Source organism: Trinickia sp. (genome assembly GCF_051954495.1).
Lineage (GTDB): Bacteria > Pseudomonadota > Gammaproteobacteria > Burkholderiales > Burkholderiaceae > Trinickia.
The window spans coordinates 36,116-61,910 of sequence record NZ_JBQCHR010000032.1 but is presented as its reverse complement, the minus strand read 5'-3'; the positions used below and the strand labels follow the sequence as shown (position 1 = coordinate 61,910).

Below are 25,795 nucleotides of genomic sequence, written 5' to 3'. Positions count from 1 at the left end.
TCGCCGGCGCGTAAGGCCCTCCGTCGGCGCCACGAGGTCAGCCGAAAACACGCGGCGTGTTCGACTTGTGCCGGTTGCAGACGCCGCACAACGGCCGCAGGTTGACGAGCGAATTACGGCAGGCGTTTTCCAAGGCCGGCATTGCGTTGACACGCCAAAACACGCTCAACAGCGCGTTGCCCGCCTCTGAAGTGGTGTGTCGGTCTAGTCGACTTTGTTTTGCAAACGGCGCATGCGGGCCAACATACCTAGGGCCCCGCATGAGCACCGCTAATCTGCCTTTAGCCAGTTTGGGATTGCCGGCGCCTCCCGTCGCGTTGTTGCCTCCCGCGAGATGATTCGCGCGCACGGCCGTGCCGAGGGGCCCTTTCGGTCCGCCGACGGTCAGCCCAAGGCTACGAAAGACCTTGAGAATCGGCGGTACGGCGCTGCCGTCTTGCGGATGCAGGTGATCGATCTCCAACTGCTCGAGCGGCAGGCATAAACCACACCCGGAGCAGGGCGCGGAGGCCATCGGAACCTGCGTCCCGCCGGGATGCGCCGTGGTCACGTGAAAGAAATTGCGTTGCCCGACGTCGTAAAACGTGCGCCATTCCGGGTCGGTCATGACAGTGCGATGCGTGCCCACGCCTTGATTGAGGTGATCGATCCGGGCCGCGTGATCGACGAACTCGTCCCGTGTGCCGACAAGATTGAAGTCGTTTTCGAAGATGCAGCCGTCCTCCAGCAGGTAATCTCTGCCGTCCGCGGAGATTTGCGCGCCAGCGATCGCAACCCGTTTGAACGTTGTCACATTGGAATGGAAAAAAGTGTCGACCGTCGCCGCTAACGTCATGTCGTTCCCCGGATGATGTTGTTTTCTTGCAGAGGGCTCGCGCCGCTCCTGGTCTCGTTCGGCGGCTAGTTTAGGGCACTCGGCAACGAACCGCAAACGGCGCCCCGGCCGACATGGGGAGCGAGCGCGATCACATCTCAACCGAGCACTGCATGCGGTTCATATTCCGCCAAATAGCCCACCAAAACTTGTAGGCAATAAATTCGAACGCATATGCTACTCTGATTTCGCAATATCCCTGCCGACCATTCAAAAGAGAATAATCCTTTCTTTTGAATATCCTATGCGAATCACATTCGCAGGATGACCATCGAAACAACGCATGGAGCCGACAATGAAAATCTTCAAGATTTTTGCATGTCTTGCCTCTTTGATCGTATTGATATCCTCGTCTGGAGCAAACGCAGGCTCGCCCCCGTTGTGCGAGACCGGCATTCCCGTGACGCTGCAGGCGGACAGCGGAAACTACCTGGCGCGCTGCACCGACTGCGTGGGCAACGCGAAATATCACGACAGCGCATTCGTCCAAGTGACCCCAGAGGAAGTCAAGACCTCATCCAGGGCACATTTTTATCTTGAGCGATTGAGCAATGGAAAATACACACTGCGTGCATCCGACACCGGAAAATATTTAGCCGAATGCCAAAATTGCAGTCCAAACGGCATCTCCCCCGACATGGCGTTCATTTACGTCAGCCATAGCGCCATCAAAGAAACCAAGGATGCGCAATTCACGCTGGTCGCATTGGCCAATGGCAAGTACGCTTTCCAGGCGAGCAGCGGATACTATCTGGCGCGGTGTAACGGCTGCGTGTACGGCGCGGCTCACCCCGATAGCGCCGACTTCCATACCTCGGCCGTCGATATGCCGCAATCCCCATGGGCGCAATGGACCATCACCGTATTAGCCAAGCCTTGACGCCCGGAGTCCAACTCAGATCGAGTCGCTAGCGCGAACGCGAGCCCCGTCATGATCGGAAGGGCTCGCGATCCTACTTGACGACGCACGATCGCCCTAACACTGCCGCAAATCGAATATTCGATCCATCGGCACCCACTTTTGACCTGCGGGCGTCCAGGGCGTCGGCGCTTGAAATTCCCACATCAACGTTTCCCACTCCTGAACCGCCGGATTGTTCAACGCGCCTTGGGCCATGCGGTCCGCGTCGTACACCGCGTCGTCGGTCTCCATGATCATGAACAACCGCGTACCTAGGCGGTAGATCTCCATGTTCGAGACCCCGTGCTCGCGTATATGGCGAATGACGTCCGGCCAAACCTCGCGATGGAACTGCTCGTAGCGAGCGATGAGGTCGGGATCGTCTTTCAAATCGAGTGCAAGACAGTAGCGCATGGCTTCTCGTTAGCGTAAATGGCCGGCTATTCGACTGCTGGAGATTGCTGGCCGCAGAACCGACGTTGAAGATCGACGATCGTGGGCAACTGAAAGTCGTGGACATCGGGGGCCGCAATGCCTCGCCGCCGACTCAGCTCCGTCGTCAGTTCCAGCGCCCTGGCGCGCGTATCGGCCAGCAAGCGAAGCGCCTCGCTCAGAAGCCCCCGCTCCAGTTGCGTCAGCGGAACCTCCGCGATCGACGTGCCCTGCGGCAGTACGACCGCCACGCTGTTCGTCGATGCTTGCCCCGGTCTTGTCGCCTTCAACGACTGCGTATAACGACCCACGATCCCCTCCCACTCCATGATTGCGGCCTGCGTGACGACGGCCGCTGTACGATGCTCGACACATGATCGACGCCAAGCGCGCTGCCCGTTTCAGATGAGGCCGCGTTTGGCGAGCAGGCTTCGCAAACGAGGCTGCGCGACCGGCGTCGGCAAGGCATCCGCGAGTTCGATCAGCGGCGATACCCGCCGTTTGACCTTCGCCACGTGGTTTTGGGCGATATCCGCTATTCGGTGATGGAGATAGGGATTGCCGAACCGCTCGCGGACGCTGGCCACGTAGTCCTCGGCTCGAGCGCGCATATTCATCGCTTCGAAGACCGGCAGCACTTCCTCTTGCCACACGGCTTCGAGTTCGGCGCGCACGCGCGTGTCTTCCATCGCATCGAGCACCGTTTCCGCGGACGAGCGCTGCTCCGTCAGCCACTGCTCGGCCAGCCAACTGTGGCCGAGATTGAGGAAAAAAAGCTTCAACCGCTCGTAGCTTCGCAAGTCGTCCGTCAGCACGATGCTCTCGTGCGTGCAGGGCAGCGCCATCCCCGCGCGTCGTTCGATCGCCCAAAGCGCGTACGGCTCCGCCACCGCGCCCACGGGATCGATCGGTTCGGATACGATCCGGTCGACGAGGGAATTGACCCAAACGCACCGCTGCCGCAGGTACTCGACGAACGGCTCCGGCAACGACCATTGGGTTGCCAATCCCAGCACGATCTCCCGCAGGGTATCGCCGTTGTTCTCCACCAATTCGCACGGAAAGATCGACACCCCTTCGTCGGGGCGTTCTTGCCAACGCGAATGAAGCAAGGCGAGCAGCTTCGCGGGATAGCTGCGTGGCGCCGCCGCGCCTTTCTCGAGCACGCCGGGCGTATCTCGCTCGTCGAGACGGTAGCCCGTATCGCCGGTATTCGACACGATGACGCGCACGTCCTCGATCGCGGCGCGGCGAACGCTTGCCCAGTCGCGGTCGGCAATCCATGCCGAACGAATCGCGTTGCAGACCACGACGGAATCCACGGCCGCATCCCGTTCTCGCCCACGAATGCGCACCGGGTAGCTGCCTTGCTTCGACAGCGCCGCGACGCGCGCGTGACTGGCCGGATTGCCGGTCGTCTGCACGACGCCGATGCCGCCGATCGCGTCGCCGCGCTCGAGCGCCTGCGAGACGAACAACGCAACATGCGCCAGCAGGAACCGGCTCGTACCGAACTGAAGGATGGGTTCACTCATGCTAGCTGTCCTGACCGTCCCATGGTATTGGCTCAGCACTCCACCAAGGCTTTGACCACCGTCTGCCCCGTCTCCAGCAGACGCGGAAACGCGTCGGGAACGTCGGCGAGCCGCATGCGGTGCGTGTTCAACGCTTGATCGGGAATGCGTCCCGAACGCATGGCGTCCAGCACGGTCTCGAAGTCGGCGGTGGTGGCGTTCCGGCTCGCGAGCAACGTCATCTCGCGCTTATGAAACTCCGGGTCGGAAAAGGTCACCTGTCCGGGCACGATCGAAATCAGCGTGTACTTTCCGCCGTGCGCGACGAATCCGAACCCGCGGTTCATGGCGTCGATGTTGCCCGTCGCATCGAACACCACGTCGAAAAACTCGTTGTTCGTCAGCGAGGCGAGCTGCGCCGTGTCATCGGGGCCCACGGCAACGGCGGCGTCGACGTTCAATTGAGACTGGCAAAACGCGAGCCGGTCGGCGCGCGTGTCGAGGCATGTCACGTTGGCGCCTCGCAGCTTGGCGAAAATCATGGCGGCCATGCCGATGGGACCGGCCCCGACGACCAATACGCGTTGATCGCCCGATACGTCCGCCCGCCGCACCGCATGCGCCCCGATCGCCAAGAATTCGAGCATCGCGGCCTGATCGAGCGTGACGCCCTCGGCCTTGTGAACGAACTGCGCGGGTACGCTGAGGTATTCGGTCAGCGCGCCGTCGCGATGCACACCGAGCACCTTGATATCGACACAACAATTAGTCTTGCCTTGCCGGCACGCCACGCAGCGCCCGCAGGACAGATACGGCATGACGTAGACGCCGTCGCCGCGCTCGAATCCCGAGTCGTAATCCGCGTCGACCACCACGCCTGAAAACTCGTGCCCCATGACGCGCGGATACTGAAGGTAAGGCTGATTTCCCGTGAAGATGTGCAGGTCGGTGCCGCAAATTCCCACGCGCGACACGCGCAGCAACACCTCGCCGGCGGCGCGAGTCGGCATCTGGGATTGCTGCGCGCGCAACACACCGGGTGATTCGCAAATCACGCTAAGCATATGAATGTCCTCTTGATCAAATCATGCGTGGCGAATAAGGTCGCCCCGCGATAAAACCTGCATGCGTTGCCGTTGAATAGGTCGATCGCGCCCCACTCGCCGATCGAGCCGGTGCGCATCGAAGCGCCGTGTCACGCTTGTCCTCTTGGAACAGGCGCGTTGGCGGCGATGAGCCCTTCATCGCTCAAGGCTTGCCAATACCGATCGGGTATCGGGCGCTCGAGCCATGCGATGTTCTGCTGTAGTTGCGCGACGCTGCGCGCGCCGATCACGCACGAAACGACCGCCGGATGAGCCAGCGGGAATTGCAGCGCCGCCGCCGGCAAGGGGACGTCGAAGCGCCCGCATAGTTCGGTGAGTCGCTGCACTTTTTTGACGACTTCAGCCGGCGCGTCCTGATAATTGAATTTGCCGTTACCGGCAAGCACCCCGGAATTGAATACGCCGCCCGCCACGACAGCCGTTTGCGCGCGCAGGCAAGCGTCGAGCAGCGGCTCGAGGGCGGTTTGCTCGAGCAGCGTGTATCGTCCGGCGAGCATGACGATGTCGAGCGGGGCCTCTTTCATCGCATCGACGACGACCTCCCACTCGTTGACGCCAAGGCCGATGGCCGACACCGCACCGCTTTCGCGCAGCTGCGCCAAGGCGCGCAAGCCGCCCCCTTCCGTCAACTGAGCCCAAAAGTGCGGATGGCGCGGCCCGTGCGTCATCGCGCCGATATCGTGAACGTAGAGAATGTCGATGCGACTCATCCCGAGCCGCTGCAGGCTATCCTCGTAGGAGCGCATGATGCCGTCGTAGGTGTAGTCGAACACCGGGCGAAATGGCAACGGCTCGGCCCAGCCCTCGTCCCCGGGCCGCACGCCGGCATCCGGCTGCATCAGTCGGCCCACCTTCGTGCTGAGCGTGAACGCGTCGCGCGCTCGGATCGAGAGCGCCTGTCCCACGCGGCGCTCCGAGAGCGTATAGCCGTAGTACGGCGCGGTGTCGAAGTAGCGCAGCCCGGCGGACCACGCCGCATCGACGAGCGCCTCCGAATCGGCCCACGACATGGGACGATACAAGCCGCCGAGCTGCGAGCAGCCGAGGCCCAAGGCCGTGAGTTTCAGGCCACTGCGCGGCAAGGTGCGGAGAGTACGAGCGTTGATCATCGAGAAACGCAATCGAGAAGGTATCGGTCGTTGAAAGCACCGCGGCACGTCCCGCGCCGATTGCCTATCGGCATCGGCGCAGGTCATCGGCTTCGTCAGTAAAGGACGTTCTTCGCCTCGGGCGAATCGAGGTTTTGCTTGTCGACCATCACCACGCCCGTGTCGATGTCCTTGGCCACCTTCTTATGTTCGATGACGTTCACGACCGTCTGAATGCCCTTGTATCCCATCTGGTAAGAGCCTTGGACGGCGATCCCTTGGATCGTCCCGTCACGCACGAAATTTTGCAGATCCTGGTTGCCGTCGAATCCGATCGCCACGACCTTGCCCGCCTTGCCCGATTGCGCGAGCGCGCGGCCCACCCCGATCGCCGTCGGCTCGTTCGCACCGAAAATCCCCTTCAAATCCGGGTTCGCCGACAGCACGTCGGTGGTCTGATTGAGCGCCGTCGCCATTTGCGATTGCGAGTAATACGGCCCCACGATCTGCAGCTTCGAATGCGCCGCAAGGTACTTCTTGAAGCCGCCGACACGGCCGATTTCCGAACCCGCGCCCGGCACGTAAGACATGAGCGCGATCTTCCCGGTCTGCCCGACACGCGCGATCAGCGCCTGCGCGCAAAGCTCGCCGGCCTTCTCGTTATCGGTGGACAAGAACGACTGGTAGTACTGCTTGCCCGCATCGGACAACGCCGAGTCGATCAGCACGACGGGGATATGCGCCTCCCACGCTTTCTTGATGGCCGGCACGAGCGCGTCGGGATCCGACGGCGCGAGCACGATGCCCGCGACGTGACGATTGACCGCGTTTTCGACCATGTTCACTTCGTCCGCGATGTCGGATTCGGCGGCCGGACCTTGGAAGGTCATCGTGAAGCCCTTGGCGTCGCCCATCGCGGCTTTGGCGCCTTTCTGCACGTTTTGCCAGTAATTCGAATTGACCGTCTTGACGATCACGGCGATCTCGCCGCCGGCGGCGTACGCGCCCGTACTGAACGCCGCGCACAACATCGCCGATACCGCAAAAATCGAAAGCCTCTGCATGTCTCACTCCTCTTTTTTCATGGTTGAACTACGCTTGGTTAACGCTTCCTGCTTCGCAATTGATCGATCCACACGGTGCCTAAAATCACGACGCCGATGATGATCTGCTGGATGAAACTGGACACCCCGTTCATGTTCAGGCCGTTGCGCAGGACCCCGATTACGAAGGCGCCGATGGCCGTGCCCGAAATCGTGCCCACGCCGCCCATCAGCGACGTTCCGCCGATGACGGCGCTCGCGATCGCGTCGAGTTCGTACATGACGCCTTCGTTGGGTTGACCGGTGACGAGACGCGACATCAGCACGCAGCCCGTCACACCGGCCAATGCGCCGGAGAGCACATACGTGAACATCGTCACGCGGCGAACGTGGACGCCCGAGAGCCGCGCCGCTTCAGGGTTGGAGCCGACCGCGTAGATGTGCCGGCCGAGCGCGGTTTTCGATAGAAGAATGGCGCCCGCGATGAAGAACACGACCATGATGACGACCGGATACGGGATGCCCGGAAAGGTCGTATCCGGAAATCCGTCCGCGCCGATGTGCGAAACGCGGAACAATGCGCCGTTGCCGAGCACGCCGAACGCATTGCTCAAATCCGAAACCGGCCGCGCCCCGGTGATCTGCAGCGCGAGACCCCGAGCGACGAGCATCATGCCGAGCGTGGCGATGAACGGGGGCAAGCCCATTCGCGTCACGCAGATCCCGTTGACGTAGCCGCATGCCGCGCCGACGAGTACGCCGCACAGCATGGCCACAGGCACGGGCACGCCCGATTTGGCGAGCAAGGCGGCCGAGACACCCGCCAGCGCGAGCACCGAGCCGACCGACAGATCGATGCCGCCCGTGATGATGACGCAGGTGGCGGCAACGCCCAGGTAGGCGATCGACGTCACTTGCAAGCTCACGGTCATCATATTGCCGACCGAAAAAAACGCGGAGCTGGTGATCGAAAACGCAATGACGAGCGCAACTAGACTGCCGAGCGCCGCGAACTTCTGAATGAGATCGCGGCGTCGCTGTCGCGCCGAGCGATCGGCGCTTTGGCTACGATCCGATGTCATTTCAAGCATGGGCACACCCCGAAGCAAAATGCATAATCTCCTCCTGACTCGTATTTTTCGTTTCGAGAACGGCCGTGATTTGGCCTTCGTGAAAGACGGCGATCCGATCGGTCATCCCGAGCAATTCGGGCAACTCCGAGCTGATCAGTACGACCCCCACACCGTCTGCCGCGAGCCGATCCATCAGCCCGTAGATGGCGAACTTCGCGCCTACGTCGATGCCGCGCGTGGGCTCGTCGAAGAACAAGATCTTCGATCCGCGGTACAGCCATTTGCCGATGACGACCTTTTGCTGGTTGCCGCCCGACAAGTTGCGAACGGTCTGCGCCACCGACGGCGTGCGAATGGCCAAATCGCGGACATACCGGGCCGCGATCTCGGCCTCCTGATCGAAGCGTAAAAAGCCCGCGCGCGAGGAGATGCCGTCCACGTTCGAGAGCGTGATGTTCGCGGCGACGGACATGCCGAGCGCGAGGCCTTCTTGCTTGCGGTCCTCGGACAGGTACGCGATGCCGTGGCGAATCGCTTCGCGCGGCGAGCGGATCGCCACCGGGGCGCCATGCAACTCGATCGTCCCCGCGTCCAGCCGGTCGGCGCCGAAAATCGCTCGGGCGACCTCGGTGCGGCCCGCACCCATCAGCCCGGCGAAACCGAGAATCTCCCCGCGACGCAGCTCGAACGACACGGGACCGAATATGCCGTCGCGGCGCAAGTCTCGTGCGGTGAGCAGTACCTCTTGCGTCGGGACCGATTGCCGAGCGGGGTACGCGTCGTCGAGCGACCGCCCGACCATGCGCGCGACGATGTCGCCCACGGTCAAGGCCGAGAAATCGTCCGTCGAGATATACCGGCCGTCGCGCAGGATCGTCACGCGATCGACGATCTGCGCCATCTCGTCGAGGCGATGCGAGATATAAAGGATCGCGACGCCGGCCTCGCGTAATTCTTGAATGATTCGAAAAAGCTGCGCTGTCTCGGTTTCTGTCAGGGACGACGTCGGTTCGTCCATGATCAGCACGCTCGAATCGAACGAAAGCGCCTTCGCGATTTCCACCATCTGCTGCTGGGCGATCGACAGCGTACCCACCAAGGTGGTAGGTGCAACATCCAATCCGATCCGCTGCAAACAGCGCACGGCGTCGACGTTGAGCTTGCGCGTGTCGACGAACGGGCCCCGCTTGGGCTCGCGCGCAAGGTAGAGATTCTCCGCCACGCTCAAATGCGGAACGAGGTTCAGCTCCTGGTGGATGATCGCGATGCCCGCACACTGCGCTTCCGATGTCGAAGCGAAGCGCACCGGCGCGCCGCGGTAATGGATGACCCCTTCGTCCGGCTGGTACTGACCGCTGATGATCTTCATCAGCGTCGATTTGCCCGCCCCGTTTTCGCCGCAGACTGCATGCACTTCGCCCGCTCGAAGATCCAGACGAATGCCGTCGAGGGCGAGCACCCCCGGAAATCGCTTCACGACGCCTTCGAGGCGCAAGATCTCCTGCCCCGAAGCAGCCCGGTCGGCAACCGCGGGGTGTGGTGAACCCTGAGGCACTGGCATTTCGTCTCCTGTAAGCGGCCGACCTTGCTTGCGTGTGGTCAGTCCAATTTATACGAATTAAAGCGAAACATGTTGCTCTGGTCAAGCCAATATTCGTTCATTCGCACCCATCTTACCAATAGTAAAAACCCCGATAGGTCTACCGAGCGCTTGCGTGGCAATGGTTACAGGGCAGCGTGCTAGACTTCGGCAAAAGCTGCCTGGCGCTTAGCGGCACCTCTTTTTACCCATACGATGAAATCAACAGAACCCAAGCGGCTTTACCAATCCGTCGCCACCCAAATCCTTGCGCTGATCAGCCAGGGGGAATTTCCGCCTGGCGAACGTCTGCCGCCCGAACGCGAACTGGCGCTGAAGCTCGGCGTGTCGCGTCCGTCGCTACGCGAAGCGTTGATCGCGCTGGAGATCGGCGGTCAAGTGGAAATCCGCATGGGGTCGGGGGTCTATGTCAGCGAGGCGAGCGCGGACGCCGCGGGGACGGTGGGCGCACTGGGCGATAGCCCTTCGGAATTGATGCAGGCGCGAGCTGCCATCGAGGGCAGCGTGGTGGTCCTGGCGACGGCGCATATGACCGCGGCCATGCTGGATCGACTGCGTCGCACCGTCGAGCGGATGCGTCGATTGGCGGCCGCCGGCAAATCGCCGGTCGAGGCGGACCGGCAATTTCACATGTTGATCGCGGAAGCGGCAGGTAATTCGGTGCTGAGCCGCTTTCTGGGCGAGCTATTCGACAGTCGGCACGATCCGATCGCGGCCGCCATGCGGGGTCATGCGGAAACCGCGCAAACCTGGACGGCCGCCGTGCAGGAGCACGAAACGGTGCTCAGAGCGTTGCAAGCCGGCGATCCCATCGCCGCGCAAACCGCCATGCGCGCGCACCTCATGGCGTCCGAAGAGCGGTGGATCAGCGGCGCGTTGAAACAGGGCGTGGAGTAGCAACGGCGATCGCGGCGCGATCAAGACGCGGCGCATTAACCGTTCATATTTGGTTTATTAGGGTAGATAACCGATCATATGCGATCGGTTAAGCACTTCGCAGCTTGACATCATCGTCACGCGTCGACACAATACGCAGTCCCATGGACGGTACCGCCCAGATTTGGCTGCTAATCGCCTTTAATCGAGCAAATATGAACGGTAAGCGCCATTCCTCGCCAACCCTTCCTTCACCCGTTGCTCGCGCCCTCGAAAAGCTTGGAAGAGACATGGCGTTGGCGCGTCGGCGCCGCCATTTGACCCAGGCCTCGATGGCCGAGCGGATGCGCGTTTCCGAAACCACGGTGCGTCGCATGGAGCATGGCGATTCTGGTATTTCGATGGGGACCATCGCTCAGGCGTGCTTCATCCTTGGCGAGTTGGATCGATTCGCGCTGCTGCTCGACTCCGCCGCCGACGAGATCGGGTTGTCGCTCATGAACGAGGAAGTACCGCAGCGCATCCGCAAGAAGCGAGTCACACCCGACTCCGGAGCACTATGAGCAAATCGGCCGTAAAACAGACTGTCAATGTTGCGCTTGGCGAGGCCGCACTACCGGTTGGCACCCTCACGTACAGCAAGGATGGGGGGCGCGAATTTACGGCCTTTGCGTACGGCGCGCAGTGGCTCGCCGATGCCCATCGTTTCGAGCTGTCGCCCGATCTTGCCCTCGTGGAGGGGCACCAGTTCCGGAAGGCGCCCACAAAAGAAGATTCGATTTTCCATTTTGCGTTCGCCGATACCGAGCCGGACGGCTGGGGCTGCCGCGTCATTGCGCGCGACCACGCAAAACGCCGTAAGGCGGCGCACGCCGCGGGCGTGCCCGCGCCCGGCGCGACGCTCACCGAAATGGACTACTTGCTGGGGGTCGACGACCGCAGCCGTATCGGCGCGCTGCGCTTGCTCGACGAGTCCGGCAACTTCCTACGCACCATCGAGGACGGCGGGCGCGGCACGCCGCCCTTACTCGAGCTCGGTCAGTTGATCAGCGCTACCCGTGCAGTAGAAGCCAACAAGGAAACCGAGGCCGACCTGAAATACTTGCGGGGCCGCGGCACTTCGCTGGGTGGCATGCGGCCCAAGTGCACCATCCTCGACGAGGATGGGCACCTGGCTATAGGCAAGTTTCCTAGCGTCAAGGACGACCGAAGCGTCACTCGAGGCGAAGTCCTTGCGCTCCACCTGGCTGCGGCCGCAGGCATCACCGTCGCCGAGTCGCGTGTGGTGATGTCGGAGGACATCCCCGTGGCGCTTGTCCGCCGGTTCGATCGGGCAAAGCACGGTGGACGCATTCCATACCTGTCCGCCGGCTCCATGCTTCAGGCTTCCCGGGCGGACGACCATGCCTACTCGCAGATCGCCGATGTTATCAAAGCCCAATGCCTCGATCCCGCACGCGACCTCGAAGAGCTGTGGCGCCGACTCGCGTTCAACCTACTCATCACGAACGTCGACGATCATGTACAAAATCACGGTTTCTTGCACGTCGCACACGGCCAATGGCGACTAGCGCCGGCCTTCGACATCAACCCGTTCCCCGACAAATACCCCGAGTTGAAGTTATGGCTGACCGAGCACTCCGGCCCGGTTGATTCCATCGTCGATGTGTTGGACGCGGCCCCGGACTTCTGGCTACGCGAGGACAACGCCAAGCGCGTGCTAGGCGAAGTCTGCGCAGCGGTTCAGGATTGGAAAAGGATCGCGAAATCGGCGCCGGTCGGCATGACAAACGACGATCTCGACGCGTTTGCTCCCGCGCTCGAGAACGATCAGCTGCGCACAGCGGTACGTTTGCTGGCATAGCCGCCGCGACAGCGGCGCATCCGCTCATTCGACCTTGAACGTTCCGATGGTCGACGCTAACGCGTTCGCCTGAGTCTGCAGCGCGGCCGATGCCGCGGCCGATTCTTCCACCAGCGCCGCGTTCTGCTGCACCATCGCGTCGAGTTGCATGACAGCACGATTGACCTCTTGGATCCCGCGTGTCTGCTCGGTCGTCGAACGCGCGATGCCCGAGACGACCGATTGAACATCGACCGCGTTGGCGACGATCTCGCTCATCGTCTCGCCGGCTCGACGCACCAAGGTCGAGCCCGCACCCACGCGCGAGACCGTCGCTTCCACTAGTTGCTTCACTTCCCGCGCCGCTTGCGCACTGCGCTGCGCGAGGCTGCGCACCTCATGCGCCACGACGGCGAAACCGCGGCCCTGCTCGCCGGCCCGCGCCGCTTCCACCGCGGCATTGAGCGCGAGAATGTTGGTCTGGAACGCGATGCCGTCGATGACGCTGATGATGGCGCCGATCCGGCCGGACGCCTCCTCGATCTCTCCCATCGTGCCCACGGCGGCGGTGACGATCTCGCCGCCGCGCGAGGCCATTTGCGTGGCGACGCCCGAGCGTTCGTCGGCCTCGAGAGCCGCGGCGGCGGACCGGTCCACTGTTCCCGAGATTTGCGCCATCGATGCGGCCGTCTGCTGCAGGCTCGCCGCCGCCGATTCGGTGCGCGACGACAGATCCTGGTTTGCCGCGGCGATTTCATTCGCGGCGGCGCGTACCGATTGGCTCGCCCCGCGTATTTCCAGCATCACGCCTTGAAGTCTCGCCACGAATCGATTGAACGAGCGCGCGATGTTGGCCACCTCGTCTTTACCGTCGTCCGGCAAGCGTTGCGTCAAATCGCCCGAGCCCGAGCCGATCGCCGCCATTGCCCGACGCACGTGATCGAGCCGGCGAAACGCGGACGTGGTGACCGCGGCCCCTATCACCGAGGCGATGCCGACTATCACGATGAGCGACACCAACGACCCGCTCAATAGCGAGCGCATCCCCGCGGTCGCCTCCGCTTGGTCGAGCGCCACGACGACGTTCCAATCCGTACCGGGCACAGCCTGCGCGCGCACCCACTTCGTCTTCCCGTCGACCACCACTTTGACCGGTGCGTTCTCCGGGCCCGCCGACGCGTTCGCCACCCCCGCGAAATCCGCGGCGATATCGGTGACCGCCTTGAGCCGCAGCTTCGGATCGGGATGCGCGATGATGCGGCCGCTACGGTCGACGAGCATGCCGAAGCTGGCCGGCGTCGGATGGATCGACTTCACGTTCTCGACGACACTGTCCAACGGGACATTGCCGTCGAGCACGGCCTTCACCACACCGTCGCGTATCACGGGAATGCCCAAGCCGACCAGCAACGCGCCGCTCGTGCTGACGTAGGGAATCGCAACGGGCTTGCCGCTTTCGACGGCGGCTTTGTACCATGGGCGGCTAGTCGGGTCGTAGCTCGATGGCGGGTTCGCCCAATCGTTGAACTTCGCGCGCTTGTCCGGGTAGCCCACGCCGACATCGAAGAATCCACCGGCCACTGCGATCTGTTGAAGCATGGGTAGCGAATCGCCCGTCAGCACCACATCCTGCAGCGACGAGACCATCTGCGTCTTGCCCGCGATCCACTGGCTGATTTCCGCGGCGTGATCGTTGGCCGACGACGTCAAGTCGTGGTCGATCGCCGCCTCCATGCTCGACTTCGCGATCCCATAGTCGGTTGCGGTGCTGGCGACGACGGAAAACACGACCAGCGCTACGCATGCAAGGACAACGCGTGCTCGAATGGACGAAAGCATCGTAGGTCTAGGGATCTTATGATTGAGCTGCGAGATCGTAATCGCGACTCGGCAGCGTGTGTCACCGTTTTGCGCCTCGCAAACAGAACAAAATGCCGCGCCTGGCGGCATTCCGATCGCCCGCTTACGCCACGGCTCCTGCTCCGCCGTTGTGCGCGTGCGGAGCCTCGGCGTGGTGCGACAGCACGTGGCGCAGAAACTCTCGCGTCCGTGCTTCGCGCGGCGAACCGAGCACTTCCTTGGCGCTGCCTTCTTCGATGATCAGGCCCGCATGCAGGAAGCACACGCGGTCGGCCACCTCGCGGGCAAAGCCCATTTCGTGCGTCACCACCAGCATCGTCATCCCTTCGCGCGCCAGCGTGCGCATCACGCTCAGCACTTCGCCCACGAGCTCCGGATCGAGCGCCGACGTGGGCTCGTCGAACAGGATCGCCTTCGGCTTCATCGCCAGCGAGCGCGCAATCGCAACCCGCTGCTGCTGGCCGCCCGACAGTTGATGCGGATATGCATCGATCTTCTGGCCCAGCCCCACCTTGTGCAGCAACTCGATCGCCTCGCGCCGCGCCTGCGCAACCGGCTCGCGCTTCACGTGCACCGGCCCCTCCATCACGTTCTCCACCGCGGTGCGGTGCGGAAACAGATTGAAGCGCTGGAACACCATGCCCACTTGAGTGCGCAGCTGATGGATGTGGCGCGAGCGTTGCTCCACGCGCTGACCGAGCAATTTAATGTCGCCCGAATCGTACGATTCCAGCGCGTTTATGCAGCGAAGCAGCGTCGACTTGCCCGAGCCCGAGGCGCCGATCAAACATACGACCTCGCCCTCGCGCACATTCAACGTAATGCCTTTGAGCACCGGCACGTCGCCGAAGCTTTTGTGGACGTCTTTGATTTCGATCATCGCAACCTCACTTCACCTTGTGTTTGCCGAAGCGCCGCTCGAGCACCTTCGTCAAACTCATCAACGGCAGACTCATCGCCAGGTATCCGATCGCCACCAGCGTGTAGACCTCCAAGTTCTGAAACGTCGCGGCCGCGATCAGCGTGCCCTGGCGCGTCATCTCGGCCACCGTGATCGTCGAGGCGAGCGAGGAATCCTTGAGCATCGACACCAGCGTGTTGCTGTAGGGCGGCAGCGCCACCTTGATCGCCTGGGGAAGAATCACCCGCGTCATGGTCTTGATGCGGCCCATGCCGATCGACTGCGCCGCTTCGTATTGGCCTTGATCCACCGATTCGATACCCGAGCGGATGATTTCCGCCACGTACGTCGAATAGCCGAACGCCAGGCCCACGATGCTCGCCTGCAAGGCGCTCATTTGCACATGGATCGAGGGGAATACGAAATAAATGTAGAACAGCAGCACGATCATCGGCAGCCCGCGAACCACGTTGATCACCGTGGTGGCCGCACGTTTGACCGGCGCATGCCGCGACATCTTCAGCAGCGCCCAAACCAGACCGAGCGCGGTGCTCAGTATCAGGCAGCTAAGGGTGATGAAGATAGTCATCCCGGCCCCTTGAAGCAGTATCGGGACAAACTCGACTATGTCGCTCCAACGCATGATTCGCCCTTCTAATAATCGTTACATCGCATGGCCGGCGCCGAGGCAAACCGGCCGTCTCCTTACCCATCGGTCATACTCATGCGCATCTGGCGAGCGGGGCCGCCGCTACCGCTTGCCCGCTCGGGTTGCCCGACGCGCATCACTATGCCCTCCTGCCAACTTCCATCGATAACGCGTCGGTCAATCCCCGAAATTCCACTTCTTCAGGATCTTCTCCAGCGTTCCATCGGCTTTGATCTTGACGAGCCCGTCGTTGATCTTCGCAAGCAACTGGGCATTGCCTTTCTTCACGCCGAACGCGATCGGCACCCTGCGCAGCGGCTGGAAACCATCGACCACGCGCGTGCCTTGCAGCGTCCCGGCCGCTTCCTGAGCCTTCCATACCGGATAGTCGTTGAACGCTGCCGTGATGCGGCCCAGCGCAACGTCGCGGGCCATATCGGCGCCGGTGTTGTACAACTTGACTTCCTTGAAGATGCCCAGCTTCATCAGTTCATCCGAGGTTTCCTCGCCCACGCCGGCGCCCACGACCGTGCCCTTCAAGTCGTCGATGGTGTGATAGTTGTTCTTATCCGAAGCATTGACGATGATCCCCTTGCCGAAGTAAGCGACCGGTTGAGAAAAGTCGATCACTTCTGCGCGCTTGGGCGTGGGGCTCATGCCCGCGACGATGAGGTCGATCTTGTCGGACACGACCGACTGGATCAGCGCCGAGAACGGGATGACGTCGAACGACACGTCGAAGCCTTCGCGCTTGCCGATTTCGCGAATCACGTCGGGCATGACGCCTTGAATCTCATGCGTCTTCAAATCCAAGAACGCATTGGGCACGCTCGAGGGCGTCGTCCCGGCCGAAATCTTGACGGTCGCCGCGCTTGCATGGCTGGCGCCGAACGCCATCGAGGCAATCAAAGCCGTGGCGGCGAGCATTCGCTGAAAGACGCTAGCCTGCATGCGGGAAACGCTTTTCGATGTGTAGTGATACATGACGGATCCTTAACGAAAAATCTTCGAACAACTGCGGAGAAGGCAAAGGACACGGCGTCGCTCGACCGCCTTCAGCCCGCGATGGAAAGCACTGTGCAAATGCGATGCGTTCCCCCCATATCGAACGACTACCAACAAGCCCCCTTACGTACGGCTGCATTCGCCGCTCCTACCGCGAGCTACAACATCGCTTGACTAATCAGCCCGTACAACCTGTAGACCGGGTCGTCAGCGCCCGTGTGCGCGCCGGCCGGCGCATTGCGGACCATCTTCGTGCAGGTATCGACGCGCTTCAGCCCCTGCCCGATCAACCAGTCGGGCAGGCTCGTTCCCGTGGGAACGTCGATGCGAACGAATTCGCCCTCGCGGCGGCCCAGCCAATGCCCGATCAGGGCCCTCGCACGCATGTCGTCGCGCGCGCGAAGCGCGACCACGGGGCCGATCACGTAGCCTCGGCCAAAGCGCCGCAGCACCGAGAACCCAACGATTTCGCCGTCGCGCTCCAGCGCGACGCTTTCCCCTCGCTCGAGCAATGCGGACAAAAGCGCCTGGCGCTTCAGCCCGGAAGCGCGCGAATCCAGTTCGATGAAGCACGGAAAGTCGTCCGGCGTCCCTGCGCGCAGTCGTTCGCCATCGAGCAACGGAACCGCCTCAGCCTTGCCGACGTTGCCGTTGAATTGATCCAACGTGCCGCATACGTTGAAGCCGAGCTTCTCGTAAAGCGGCTGGCCGGCCCGTGTCGCATGTAGGAACGTCATGCGCGGCCCCAGCTCCTCGAGGACGATCTCCATCAGCTTGCGGCCAATGCCCCTGCCCTGGTGTTCGGACGACACGATGACGTGACCGAGCGAGGCGCGGTCAGCCCCGAACGTCCAGCACATCGCGGTGCCGATGACGACCCCCTCGTCTTCGGCCACGAATCCTATCGACGTATCCGCGGAAAATTGCCAGTCTTCCGGCCGGTAAGGCCAGCCGACCGCGGTCGAAAGCCCGTGAGCCGCGACGACATCGGCCGGGGTAAATCTCCGATACCGAAGCGTCTCCGGCGATCGAGGAACAGTCACAACGCACTCCTTTTTCAACAATCGATCCTTGCAGGGGTTGCGCGCCGCGCGTTCGGCGCCGGTCGCCCAACTCGCAACGGATGCGTCCTTGCAACGCACTATAGAAACAAATAATTTTTCGTGCTTAATAGCCAATAAACAGAGCGTTAAACAAACGTTAATGGTGCAGTCGCACGAGCATCCCGTTCGATGCGCCGGTGCGTTCAGATAGCCCGACGCCTGCGCGGGACGGTCGCCGCTGTCGCCCTGCCAGCGTCCGCACCGTACTGACCGGTTATGCGTTTAAGGCGGCTTAACGCACACTTTATCCATCGTTAAGCACAAATTCTCGCCCCCCTTCTATAGTGACTCATCCGAATGCGCGAGCCGGCGCGGATGCCGGCCGCACGATGAATCGCCAGGAGCCACAGATGAATTTGGAGTCGTTGAATACGCCCGCCGCATTGATCGATGTCGCGCGTATGCACCACAACATCGAACGTATGCAGCAACGCATGAACGCGCTCGGCGTCAGCTTTCGGCCGCACGTGAAGACCAGCAAGTGCGAGCAGGTGGTCAAGGCGCAAATAGAGGCCGGCGCAAGGGGCATCACGGTCTCCACGCTCAAGGAAGCGGAGCAATTCTTCGCAGGCGGCGTCAGCGATATCGTCTACGCCGTCGGCATCGCACCGACGAAGCTCCCCCAAGCGCTCGCGTTGCGCCGGAAAGGCTGCGACCTGAAGATCGTCGCCGATAGCGTGGCCTGTGCCGAAGCCATCGTCGCTTTCGGCCAGGATCAGGAAGAACGTTTCGAAGTGTGGATCGAGGTGGACGTGGACGGCCACCGTTCCGGGATCGAGCCTGACGACGACACGCTCCTCGCCGTTGCAACCACGCTCGCGAGCGGCGGCATGCATCTTGGCGGCGTATTGGCTCATGCGGGCTCGAGCTACGACTACGATACCCATGACGATCTTGTCCGGATTGCCGAACAGGAACGGTCGCGCTGCGTGCGCGCCGCCGAACGCATTCGTGCTGCGGGGCTGCCGTGCGACGTCGTCAGTATCGGATCGACGCCGACCGCGCTGACCGCCGAACACCTCGAAGGCGTGACGGAAGTTCGTGCGGGCGTGTATGTCATGTTCGACCTCGTCATGCACAACGTAGGCGTGAACGACACATGCGAGATCGCATTGAGCGTGTTGACCACGGTGATCGGCCATCAGCGCGAGAAGGGCTGGGCCATCGTCGACGCGGGCTGGATGGCGATGAGCCGCGATCGCGGGACGCAGCGTCAGAAGCGCGATTTCGGATACGGACTCGTTTGCCGCGAAAACGGCGAAGTGCTGACCGAGTACCTGATGAGCGGAGCGAATCAAGAGCACGGCATCGTCTCCCGGTCGGGCGCCCCGGATCACGAGATCGAACAGCGGTTTCCGATCGGGACGCGTCTGCGCATCTTGCCGAACCACGCGTGCGCCACGGGCGCGCAGCATCCCGCCTATCAAGCGCTCAACGCGGACGGAAGTGTCGAGACCTGGCCGCGCTTTTACGGTTGGTGAAGCGCGCCAACGCCGGATCGGAGCGCGCGCTTGCCCTTCTGAATCCGTGCTCACGAGCGCAGCTCCTTTCGTGAATTGCGTTGCGTGGCAAGCGCGATATCCATCGGCTCAATATCCGCGCGACCGATCGATTTGGCCGATCATGGGCTCGCCTGCCCGATGGCGGCGCAAGTTGGCGAGCAATGCATCGGCAGCCGGCACGGCGCTCGTCACGCTCGCGATATGCGGGGTGATGCGCACGCGCGGTCGGACCCACAGCGGATGCTCCGCGGGCAATGGTTCGGGATCGGTCACGTCGATGACAGCGCTGTGAATCTGGCCGCGCTCGAGCGCATCGAGCAGATCGCCCGCCACCAGTTGCGGCCCGCGGCCCACGTGCACGATCGACGCACCCTTGGGCAACGCGGCGAACACGCGTCGATCGAGCATGCCCCGGGTCTCGTCGGTGAGCGGTAGCAGGCAGACGAGCACGTCGGTGCGCGCGAGAAACGTATCGAGCGCGGCATCGCCGGCGAAGCACTCAACGCCTTCGATGTCGCGCGGCGAGCGGCTCCATCCGGCACACGCGAAACCGAACAGCCGCAGTCGTTCGAGCACCGCTGTCCCGAGCACCCCGAGCCCCAGAACGCCGACGCGCCGCGACGCGGCCGGCCGCAGCGGCATCGGTTTCCACACGCGTGCTTGTTGCTGGATCGCGTAGTCCAACACATCGCGATGGATCGCCAGCACCGCTTCCGTCACGTACTCGACCATGCCGTCCACGATGCCCGGCTCGATCATGCGCACGACCGGAAGGTGCGCCGGAATACGGGTGAGATCGAGTTGATCGACCCCTGCCCCGACCGAGAACACCGCTTCCAGATTCGGCAAGGTGACGGCGAGATCGTCGGGCTGCCAGGCAACGAGATAGCGGATCGCCGATGGGTCGCCTATGTCTGGCCAAATGCGAAATTCAATATCCGGCGCCAGTTGAGCGAAGCGCTCGGCCCAGATTGCGCCTCGCACCGGATCGGACTTGTAAAGCACAGCCATCGTCGTCTACCCCATCGCCTGATTCATGATGCCGAACGCGCCATCTATCGCGTCGGGCCCACTGTCGTGCTGCTCGACCGGCTCCTTGCGCACGATGCGCGCGCGTATCGCGGCGTCATCGCCCCACCGCCGGTCCGGTCGATCTATGTATGCTTGTCGCCGACCGAGGCAGCGACGAGTGTTCAGCGAAATATGGCATTATTCAATATAATGATCAAGTGGTTCTGCTCATTCATGGCGCGGAAACCGGCTGGACCTGCCGTCAGCGCAAACGATGCCCGCGCACGAGCGGGTCGCAAACGCGGATGGATGGATTGAACTGTTTACTTAGGGGTTCGCATGAAGCCAGCACAGGCTAGAAAGAAGACCGTGACTGAATTGCATCACTCCGACGTGGGTGCGCGCCTGCGCGCCCTACGCACCGAGCAGGGGTTGTCCGTCAATGAACTCGCCATGCGTGCCGGCGTGTCCGTCGGCACGGTGAGTCAGGTGGAGCGCAACAAGGCCAATCCGTCCGTGAGGATTCTCGAGCGCCTGAGACAGGCCCTATCGGTACCGCTTAGCGCCCTGCTGGAGGCGGACGACGCGGTATCGGATCCGGTCGTCGGCGATTTCGTGCGCAAGGCGGCCGAGCGGCCTCTGTTCGACGTCGGCAACCTTGGCATGCAAAAAGAGTTGCTGTCGCCGCACGGCGATCACGACCTGAAGCTGATGATCATTCTGCTGCCGGCGGGTGCGGGCTCCGATGAGGTGCTCGTTGGCGTGGGCGAAAAGGCGGGATTGGTGCTCGAAGGTACGGTCGTGCTGAACGTCGGCGACCGCCGCGCCGTTCTGCGCACCGGCGACAGCTTCCAGTTCAAGAGCACGGTGCCGCACAGCGTACGCAACGAAAGCAGTGAAATGGCGCGCGTACTCTGGGTCATGAATACGCGCCCACCGGTCGTTCACTTGTGAACGCTCGCACCCCGCGGGCGCGCGAGCGCATACACTTGCGCGATGCACAACGGAAACTACAGAACTATAATTTTGACCGCTAGCAATTCATTCTTCATTCACTATAATGAACATCGATCGACGAATGTTCATTGCGGGTAGTGCGATGGACAAGCCCTGCAACTTGCGACGACGCTTGGAATGAACCGTTGGCGTCGGCGCGTCACTCCAGACCACGAGGTCCGGCCGAGCATGTCCACTCCGACGTTAGATTTCGATCCCGCCACTGTCGCGCTGCCGCAGGGACATGTCATTGGCGGTGCGTATGACTCAAAGTTTGTGCGCCACGTGCTGACGCACCGTGCCGAAGAACCACACGCGCACAACGGCCAAGCAGGAGCCGCGGCGTAGGCGGGTGCTCGGCAAATCGAACGATGGAAGAGTGAAATGCTAAGAGTCGAAGAAGTATACGACACGCCGGAATTCTCGGGCGAGGTCGACGTAATCGTGATCGGCGCCGGGATCGTGGGGACATCCACCGCCTATGAACTGGCGCGACGCGGTGTTTCCGTCGCGCTGATCGACAAAGGCGTGGTGGGCGGCGAACAATCGGGGCGCAACTGGGGCTGGGTTCGTCAACAGAACCGCGACCTCTTCGAACTGCCGCTGGCCATGCGCAGCCTTCGTCGTTGGAGTGAGCTGAGCGATGAAATCCAGATCGACCTGGGCTTTCGTCGCGAAGGGATTCTTTATGCCAGCAGCGACGAAAAAAGCATCGCTCAGTGGGAAGCGTGGGGCAAGCGAGCGCGTGAAATCGGGTTCGTGAGCCACATGCTCAGTTCCGCCGAGGTCAACCAACGCGTGCCACAGGGCGGTCCGCGCTACACCGGCGGTGTCTGGTCGCCCAGCGACGGGCGAGCGGAACCCTCTCGCGCGGCGCCGGCGCTGGCCGAAGGGGCGAAGCGTCTTGGCGCGCTGCTTTACCAGAACTGCGCGGCGCGTGGCTTGGATTTCAGTGCTGGCCGCGTGAGCGGCGTGTGGACCGAGCGCGGTCTGATCAAGGCCAACACCGTGGTATGCGCAGGCGGCGCATGGAGTTCGCGCTTTTGCGCGCGTCACGGCATTGACCTGCCGGCGGTCAACGTGATTGGCACGGCCATGCGCACGTCTGTCGCCGCCAACGTGATCAATGGTTGCTTCAGCGGACCCGGCTTTGCGCTCCGTCGTCGCTTGGACGGTGGATACACGGTGGCCGTCCCCGGTTTCGGGCGTATCGACTTGGCGCCGCTTGGTTTGAAACACGCGCTGAAGTACTACCGCAATTACCGGAACGACCTCGGCAAGAAGCTCAAGTACCGCCTTGCTCAGCCCTGGTTTCACGGCCCCGAAGCATCGGCCGGTTGGCAATTCGATGAAATTTCGCCGTTTGAACGCTGCCGTGTGCTCGATCCGAAGCCCGACCTCGAGTTCATGAAGCTCGCTCTGGATAACGTCAAACGCGCGATCCCGCAATTGTCCGACCTGCGGATTGTCCATGCTTGGGCCGGTGCGATCGATACGACGCCCGACCTCATTCCCATCATCTCCGACGTCGCGACCCATCCGGGGCTGTACCTGGCCACGGGGTTCAGCGGGCACGGCTTCGCCATGGGGCCGGCGGCAGGCGAACTCGTCGCCGATATGGTCACGGATGTGAAACCCATGATGGACATCTCCCCCTACCGATTGAGCCGCTTCACCGACGGCAGCATCATCAAGACGCCGGAAATGATGTGACAGCCCACGTGGCGGGCGCGGCTTCGTCGCCGCTCGCCACGTTTTCATGGAATCCGTGCCGCGCTTACGCATTAAAGCGGCTAACTGACCCTCGGAAGGTTCGGAGAGTCGAAGTAAACACGGCCATGGTGAATGCTCTCGGCGGCTTTAGTCGTCGTTGCAATGCCGAGCGATGTACGCCATCACTAGCTCGGCCGAAGGCGCGACCACCTCGCAGCGCCGCGGGCGTTGCTCCATGTCGGCCACGGCGGCCGGCCGTGGCGCGCTTCGGCCCGTTGCTTCGCGAATGATGTCCTCGAACTTGACCGGCAGCGCGGTCTCGAACACGACGGTGCGTATGCCAGGGCTAAGATGCTCGCGTGCGACCTTGACGCCGTCGGCAGTATGTGGATCGATCAGGGTGCGATGGCGTTCCCAAGCGTCGGAGATCGTTCGCAGCCGATCTGCATGCGTACTCTTGCCCGACACGAAACCATATCCGGCGATGCGCGACGTCTCCTCCCGCGTCAAGCTGAACTGACCGTGCGCTGAAAGCTCCGTGCCGAACAACTGCGCAACGCGTTGTGCATCGCGCTCCAGCAGATCGAAAATGAAACGCTCGAAATTGGATGCCTTCGAGATATCCATCGACGGGCTCGACGTCGCCATCGTTTCGCCAATGGCACGCGGACGGTACCGGCCGGTCTTGAAGAATTCGTCGAGCACGTCGTTCTCGTTCGTCGCCAGCACGAGCTTTTCGATCGGCAGGCCCATCATGCGCGCGACATGGCCGGCGCATATGTTGCCGAAGTTGCCGGACGGCACGCAGAACGAGACACGTTCGCTGTTTTCGTTCGTGGCCTGGAAGTAACCGAAGAAGTAGTAAACCACCTGGGCCAGCAATCGCGCCCAATTGATGGAATTGACCGTCCCGATGTTGTATCGAAGCTTGAAGTCCCGATCCGCGGAGACGGTCTTGACGATATCCTGGCATGTGTCGAAGCTGCCTTCGACGGCCAGGTTGTGAATGTTCTCGTCATGCAGGCTGAACATCTGCGCCTGTTGGAAGGGGCTCATTCGACCGTGGGGGCTCAGCATGAACACGCGTACGTTTCGCTTGCCGCGCATGGCGTATTGCGCGGCGCTGCCAGTGTCGCCCGATGTCGCGCCGAGGATGTTGAGCCGTGTGCCGCGGCGGCTCAGCTCGGCTTCGAACAGATTGCCCAAAAGCTGCATCGCCATGTCCTTGAAGGCGAACGTGGGGCCATTGGACAGATTGAGCAGTGCGATCGATTCGTCCAGCTTTCGCAAAGGCGCGATCTGCGTCGAGCCGAAGACTTCCGCTGTGTAGGTGCGGGCGATGAGCGAACGCAGCTCGTCGAGCGGGGTATCGTCGACATACAGCGCGAGAATCTCGAAGGCCAGTTCCGCGTACGATAAGCCGCGCCAGCGCGTGAGCGTAGCGTCGTCGACCTTGGGGTAGTCGTGGGGCACGTACAGGCCGCCGTCCGGCGCCAATCCTTCCATCAACACATCGGAAAACCGCCGATGGCGACCGTCGCCCCGGGTCGAGACGTAGCTCATGACAACACTCCTGCTGATGGCTCAAGTGATGGGAAGCGATCAGAACGATGCCGCCGCCTCGATGGCGCGTTCGACGTCCTTTTCGCTGACGTCGAGGTGCGTGACCCAGCGGATGCGGCGCATGGCGCCTTCCTCGCCGCGATACACGCCGCTTTTCACCTTGATATCGCTCGCGTCCAGGTGGGCGAAGAAGTCGTCGGCGATATTGGGATCGATGTCCGTGAAAAGGATGTTGGTGTGCGCCGGGTGCGCGATGAAGCGGCCGCGCAGCCTGGCATTGCCCTCGGCGGCCTCGGCCAGCCCGCGCGACAGCCTGGCTGCGTTGGCATGGTCGTCGGCGAGGCGATGCACGTGCCGCCGCAGGGCGTACCGTCCTGCCGCCGCCAGCATGCCGGCCTGGCGCATGGAGCCGCCCAGCATCTTTCGCACGCGGCTCGCTTGGCGGATGAAGTCTTGCGAGCCCAGCAGCAGCGATCCCACCGGAGCACCCAGCCCTTTCGACAGACAAAGCGATACCGAATCGAAGCCTTCACAGAGCTCGCGCGCACGCTGCAACGGATCGCCGCCGTCGGCTAGTGCGACGGCGGCATTGCACAGGCGTGCGCCATCGATGTGAGCGCGCAATCCGTGCCGCTTCGCCACCGCGGCGACATCGTGCATGTATTGCATGGGCAACACCCTGCCGCCAAACGTGTTTTCGGTCACGACGAGGCGCGTGCGGGCGAAGTGCGGATCGTCGGGCTTGATGGCCTCTTCGATGTCGTTCAGGGCGATGGTGCCGTCGGGTTGGTGCTCCAGCGGCTGCGGTTGAACGGAGCCGAGCACCGCCATACCGCCCGCTTCCCAACGGTTGGTATGCCACTGCTGGCCGACGATGGCTTCGTCGCCGCGCCGGCAATGCGTCATCATCGCGATCAGGTTGGTCTGCGTGCCGCTGGGCGCGAACAGTGCCGCCTCGAAGCCGAGCATCGCGGCAGCGGTTTCCTGCAGCAGGTTGACAGTAGGGTCCTCACCTAAGACGTCGTCACCGAGCGGCGCTTCCATCATCGCCTGCTTCATCGCCGGCGTGGGCAGGGTGACGGTGTCGCTGCGAAAGTCGCTCATGGTTTCCTCAACAAGCCATCGATAGTGAGGCCTCATTG

The 25,795-nt window shown here is 62.4% G+C and carries 24 protein-coding genes; 7 read left to right on the top strand and 17 right to left on the bottom strand.

What is annotated here, in order from left to right:
* Positions 1-37 precede the first annotated feature (37 nt).
* The gene (locus tag ACTHNR_RS04595) at positions 38-835 is read right to left on the bottom strand and encodes a hypothetical protein (RefSeq protein WP_440546330.1); all 798 of its coding nucleotides are present in this window, start codon (positions 833-835) and stop codon (positions 38-40) included.
* A gap of 334 nt (positions 836-1,169) precedes the next feature.
* Here ACTHNR_RS04595 and ACTHNR_RS04590 point away from each other — a divergent pair, with 334 nt between their 5' ends.
* Positions 1,170-1,754: a fascin domain-containing protein gene (locus ACTHNR_RS04590; protein WP_440546329.1), complete on the top strand. Its 585-nt coding sequence runs from the start codon at positions 1,170-1,172 to the stop codon at positions 1,752-1,754.
* A 96-nt stretch (positions 1,755-1,850) separates the two neighbouring features.
* Here the strand turns inward: ACTHNR_RS04590 and ACTHNR_RS04585 are convergent, their stop codons facing one another.
* The 8 genes from ACTHNR_RS04585 to ACTHNR_RS04550 all read right to left on the bottom strand — a co-directional run bounded on the left by ACTHNR_RS04585 (position 1,851) and on the right by ACTHNR_RS04550 (position 9,592).
* A complete protein-coding gene (locus ACTHNR_RS04585) occupies positions 1,851-2,189 on the bottom strand; it encodes an L-rhamnose mutarotase (RefSeq protein ID WP_440546328.1) in 339 nt (112 codons plus the stop codon).
* A 26-nt stretch (positions 2,190-2,215) separates the two neighbouring features.
* A complete protein-coding gene (locus ACTHNR_RS04580; RefSeq protein ID WP_440546327.1) occupies positions 2,216-2,518 on the bottom strand; it encodes a hypothetical protein in 303 nt (100 codons plus the stop codon).
* A 90-nt stretch (positions 2,519-2,608) separates the two neighbouring features.
* The gene (locus tag ACTHNR_RS04575; protein WP_440546326.1) at positions 2,609-3,742 is read right to left on the bottom strand and encodes a mannitol dehydrogenase family protein; all 1,134 of its coding nucleotides are present in this window, start codon (positions 3,740-3,742) and stop codon (positions 2,609-2,611) included.
* 32 nt (positions 3,743-3,774) lie between these two features.
* Entirely contained in the window at positions 3,775-4,785 is a 1,011-nt protein-coding gene (locus ACTHNR_RS04570) for a zinc-binding alcohol dehydrogenase family protein (protein ID WP_440546325.1), read from the bottom strand.
* A gap of 131 nt (positions 4,786-4,916) precedes the next feature.
* Entirely contained in the window at positions 4,917-5,933 is a 1,017-nt protein-coding gene (locus ACTHNR_RS04565) for an aldo/keto reductase (protein WP_440546425.1), read from the bottom strand.
* Positions 5,934-6,031: 98 nt separating this feature from the next.
* Positions 6,032-6,979, bottom strand: coding sequence for an ABC transporter substrate-binding protein (locus tag ACTHNR_RS04560; protein WP_440546324.1), 948 nt, complete (start codon positions 6,977-6,979; stop codon positions 6,032-6,034).
* A gap of 38 nt (positions 6,980-7,017) precedes the next feature.
* Complete coding sequence (locus ACTHNR_RS04555; protein ID WP_440546323.1) at positions 7,018-8,049, bottom strand: ABC transporter permease; 1,032 nt, start codon at positions 8,047-8,049, stop codon at positions 7,018-7,020.
* Positions 8,042-9,592: a sugar ABC transporter ATP-binding protein gene (locus ACTHNR_RS04550; protein ID WP_440546322.1), complete on the bottom strand. Its 1,551-nt coding sequence runs from the start codon at positions 9,590-9,592 to the stop codon at positions 8,042-8,044. Before ACTHNR_RS04550 ends, ACTHNR_RS04555 begins: the two co-directional genes overlap by 8 nt.
* 234 nt (positions 9,593-9,826) lie before the next feature.
* On the opposite strand from ACTHNR_RS04550, the gene ACTHNR_RS04545 reads away from it, so the two are divergent.
* The 3 genes from ACTHNR_RS04545 to ACTHNR_RS04535 all read left to right on the top strand — a co-directional run bounded on the left by ACTHNR_RS04545 (position 9,827) and on the right by ACTHNR_RS04535 (position 12,371).
* Complete coding sequence (locus ACTHNR_RS04545; protein WP_440546321.1) at positions 9,827-10,528, top strand: FadR/GntR family transcriptional regulator; 702 nt, start codon at positions 9,827-9,829, stop codon at positions 10,526-10,528.
* A 143-nt stretch (positions 10,529-10,671) separates the two neighbouring features.
* The gene (locus ACTHNR_RS04540) at positions 10,672-11,070 is read left to right on the top strand and encodes a helix-turn-helix domain-containing protein (RefSeq protein ID WP_440546320.1); all 399 of its coding nucleotides are present in this window, start codon (positions 10,672-10,674) and stop codon (positions 11,068-11,070) included.
* Positions 11,067-12,371: a type II toxin-antitoxin system HipA family toxin gene (locus ACTHNR_RS04535; RefSeq protein WP_440546319.1), complete on the top strand. Its 1,305-nt coding sequence runs from the start codon at positions 11,067-11,069 to the stop codon at positions 12,369-12,371. Before ACTHNR_RS04540 ends, ACTHNR_RS04535 begins: the two co-directional genes overlap by 4 nt.
* A gap of 24 nt (positions 12,372-12,395) precedes the next feature.
* Here the strand turns inward: ACTHNR_RS04535 and ACTHNR_RS04530 are convergent, their stop codons facing one another.
* The 5 genes from ACTHNR_RS04530 to ACTHNR_RS04510 form a co-directional block, all read right to left on the bottom strand.
* Positions 12,396-14,189: a methyl-accepting chemotaxis protein gene (locus ACTHNR_RS04530; protein ID WP_440546318.1), complete on the bottom strand. Its 1,794-nt coding sequence runs from the start codon at positions 14,187-14,189 to the stop codon at positions 12,396-12,398.
* 124 nt (positions 14,190-14,313) lie between these two features.
* Positions 14,314-15,090: an amino acid ABC transporter ATP-binding protein gene (locus tag ACTHNR_RS04525; protein WP_440546317.1), complete on the bottom strand. Its 777-nt coding sequence runs from the start codon at positions 15,088-15,090 to the stop codon at positions 14,314-14,316.
* Between the two features lie 7 nt (positions 15,091-15,097).
* Positions 15,098-15,754, bottom strand: a complete 657-nt coding sequence (locus tag ACTHNR_RS04520; RefSeq protein WP_440546316.1) for an amino acid ABC transporter permease — start codon at positions 15,752-15,754, stop codon at positions 15,098-15,100.
* Positions 15,755-15,937: 183 nt separating this feature from the next.
* Positions 15,938-16,744: an ABC transporter substrate-binding protein gene (locus ACTHNR_RS04515; protein WP_440546315.1), complete on the bottom strand. Its 807-nt coding sequence runs from the start codon at positions 16,742-16,744 to the stop codon at positions 15,938-15,940.
* Positions 16,745-16,923: 179 nt separating this feature from the next.
* Entirely contained in the window at positions 16,924-17,808 is an 885-nt protein-coding gene (locus tag ACTHNR_RS04510; protein WP_440546314.1) for a GNAT family N-acetyltransferase, read from the bottom strand.
* A 410-nt stretch (positions 17,809-18,218) separates the two neighbouring features.
* Between ACTHNR_RS04510 and ACTHNR_RS04505 the strand changes: the two genes are divergently transcribed.
* Positions 18,219-19,349, top strand: a complete 1,131-nt coding sequence (locus tag ACTHNR_RS04505; protein WP_440546313.1) for a DSD1 family PLP-dependent enzyme — start codon at positions 18,219-18,221, stop codon at positions 19,347-19,349.
* Between the two features lie 108 nt (positions 19,350-19,457).
* Here ACTHNR_RS04505 and ACTHNR_RS04500 read toward each other — a convergent pair whose 3' ends face one another.
* A complete protein-coding gene (locus tag ACTHNR_RS04500) occupies positions 19,458-20,381 on the bottom strand; it encodes a 2-hydroxyacid dehydrogenase (RefSeq protein ID WP_440546312.1) in 924 nt (307 codons plus the stop codon).
* Between the two features lie 339 nt (positions 20,382-20,720).
* Between ACTHNR_RS04500 and ACTHNR_RS04495 the strand changes: the two genes are divergently transcribed.
* Together ACTHNR_RS04495 and ACTHNR_RS04490 are read left to right on the top strand one after the other, a co-directional pair.
* Positions 20,721-21,335, top strand: coding sequence for a helix-turn-helix domain-containing protein (locus tag ACTHNR_RS04495; protein ID WP_440546311.1), 615 nt, complete (start codon positions 20,721-20,723; stop codon positions 21,333-21,335).
* A 426-nt stretch (positions 21,336-21,761) separates the two neighbouring features.
* Positions 21,762-23,090, top strand: coding sequence for an NAD(P)/FAD-dependent oxidoreductase (locus tag ACTHNR_RS04490; protein ID WP_440546310.1), 1,329 nt, complete (start codon positions 21,762-21,764; stop codon positions 23,088-23,090).
* 147 nt (positions 23,091-23,237) lie between these two features.
* On the opposite strand, the gene thrC is transcribed toward ACTHNR_RS04490, so the two are convergent.
* Both thrC and ltaE read right to left on the bottom strand, forming a co-directional pair.
* Positions 23,238-24,653: a threonine synthase gene (gene thrC, locus ACTHNR_RS04485; RefSeq protein WP_440546309.1), complete on the bottom strand. Its 1,416-nt coding sequence runs from the start codon at positions 24,651-24,653 to the stop codon at positions 23,238-23,240.
* A 39-nt stretch (positions 24,654-24,692) separates the two neighbouring features.
* Positions 24,693-25,757, bottom strand: coding sequence for a low-specificity L-threonine aldolase (ltaE, locus tag ACTHNR_RS04480; protein WP_440546308.1), 1,065 nt, complete (start codon positions 25,755-25,757; stop codon positions 24,693-24,695).
* Between the last annotated feature and the right edge of the window lie 38 nt (positions 25,758-25,795).

What these genes read in the sequence shown, in the direction of transcription:
- ACTHNR_RS04595 (WP_440546330.1), bottom strand. Translation starts at nt 835, where the DNA reads ATGACGTTAGCGGCGACGGTCGACACTTTTTTCCATTCCAATGTGACA.
- ACTHNR_RS04590 (WP_440546329.1), top strand. Translation starts at nt 1,170, where the DNA reads ATGAAAATCTTCAAGATTTTTGCATGTCTTGCCTCTTTGATCGTATTG.
- ACTHNR_RS04585 (WP_440546328.1), bottom strand. Translation starts at nt 2,189, where the DNA reads ATGCGCTACTGTCTTGCACTCGATTTGAAAGACGATCCCGACCTCATC.
- ACTHNR_RS04575 (WP_440546326.1), bottom strand. Translation starts at nt 3,742, where the DNA reads ATGAGTGAACCCATCCTTCAGTTCGGTACGAGCCGGTTCCTGCTGGCG.
- ACTHNR_RS04570 (WP_440546325.1), bottom strand. Translation starts at nt 4,785, where the DNA reads ATGCTTAGCGTGATTTGCGAATCACCCGGTGTGTTGCGCGCGCAGCAA.
- ACTHNR_RS04560 (WP_440546324.1), bottom strand. Translation starts at nt 6,979, where the DNA reads ATGCAGAGGCTTTCGATTTTTGCGGTATCGGCGATGTTGTGCGCGGCG.
- ACTHNR_RS04555 (WP_440546323.1), bottom strand. Translation starts at nt 8,049, where the DNA reads ATGCTTGAAATGACATCGGATCGTAGCCAAAGCGCCGATCGCTCGGCG.
- ACTHNR_RS04550 (WP_440546322.1), bottom strand. Translation starts at nt 9,592, where the DNA reads ATGCCAGTGCCTCAGGGTTCACCACACCCCGCGGTTGCCGACCGGGCT.
- ACTHNR_RS04545 (WP_440546321.1), top strand. Translation starts at nt 9,827, where the DNA reads ATGAAATCAACAGAACCCAAGCGGCTTTACCAATCCGTCGCCACCCAA.
- ACTHNR_RS04540 (WP_440546320.1), top strand. Translation starts at nt 10,672, where the DNA reads ATGGACGGTACCGCCCAGATTTGGCTGCTAATCGCCTTTAATCGAGCA.
- ACTHNR_RS04535 (WP_440546319.1), top strand. Translation starts at nt 11,067, where the DNA reads ATGAGCAAATCGGCCGTAAAACAGACTGTCAATGTTGCGCTTGGCGAG.
- ACTHNR_RS04530 (WP_440546318.1), bottom strand. Translation starts at nt 14,189, where the DNA reads ATGCTTTCGTCCATTCGAGCACGCGTTGTCCTTGCATGCGTAGCGCTG.
- ACTHNR_RS04525 (WP_440546317.1), bottom strand. Translation starts at nt 15,090, where the DNA reads ATGATCGAAATCAAAGACGTCCACAAAAGCTTCGGCGACGTGCCGGTG.
- ACTHNR_RS04520 (WP_440546316.1), bottom strand. Translation starts at nt 15,754, where the DNA reads ATGCGTTGGAGCGACATAGTCGAGTTTGTCCCGATACTGCTTCAAGGG.
- ACTHNR_RS04515 (WP_440546315.1), bottom strand. Translation starts at nt 16,744, where the DNA reads ATGTATCACTACACATCGAAAAGCGTTTCCCGCATGCAGGCTAGCGTC.
- ACTHNR_RS04505 (WP_440546313.1), top strand. Translation starts at nt 18,219, where the DNA reads ATGAATTTGGAGTCGTTGAATACGCCCGCCGCATTGATCGATGTCGCG.
- ACTHNR_RS04500 (WP_440546312.1), bottom strand. Translation starts at nt 20,381, where the DNA reads ATGGCTGTGCTTTACAAGTCCGATCCGGTGCGAGGCGCAATCTGGGCC.
- ACTHNR_RS04495 (WP_440546311.1), top strand. Translation starts at nt 20,721, where the DNA reads ATGAAGCCAGCACAGGCTAGAAAGAAGACCGTGACTGAATTGCATCAC.
- ACTHNR_RS04490 (WP_440546310.1), top strand. Translation starts at nt 21,762, where the DNA reads ATGCTAAGAGTCGAAGAAGTATACGACACGCCGGAATTCTCGGGCGAG.
- thrC (WP_440546309.1), bottom strand. Translation starts at nt 24,653, where the DNA reads ATGAGCTACGTCTCGACCCGGGGCGACGGTCGCCATCGGCGGTTTTCC.
- ltaE (WP_440546308.1), bottom strand. Translation starts at nt 25,757, where the DNA reads ATGAGCGACTTTCGCAGCGACACCGTCACCCTGCCCACGCCGGCGATG.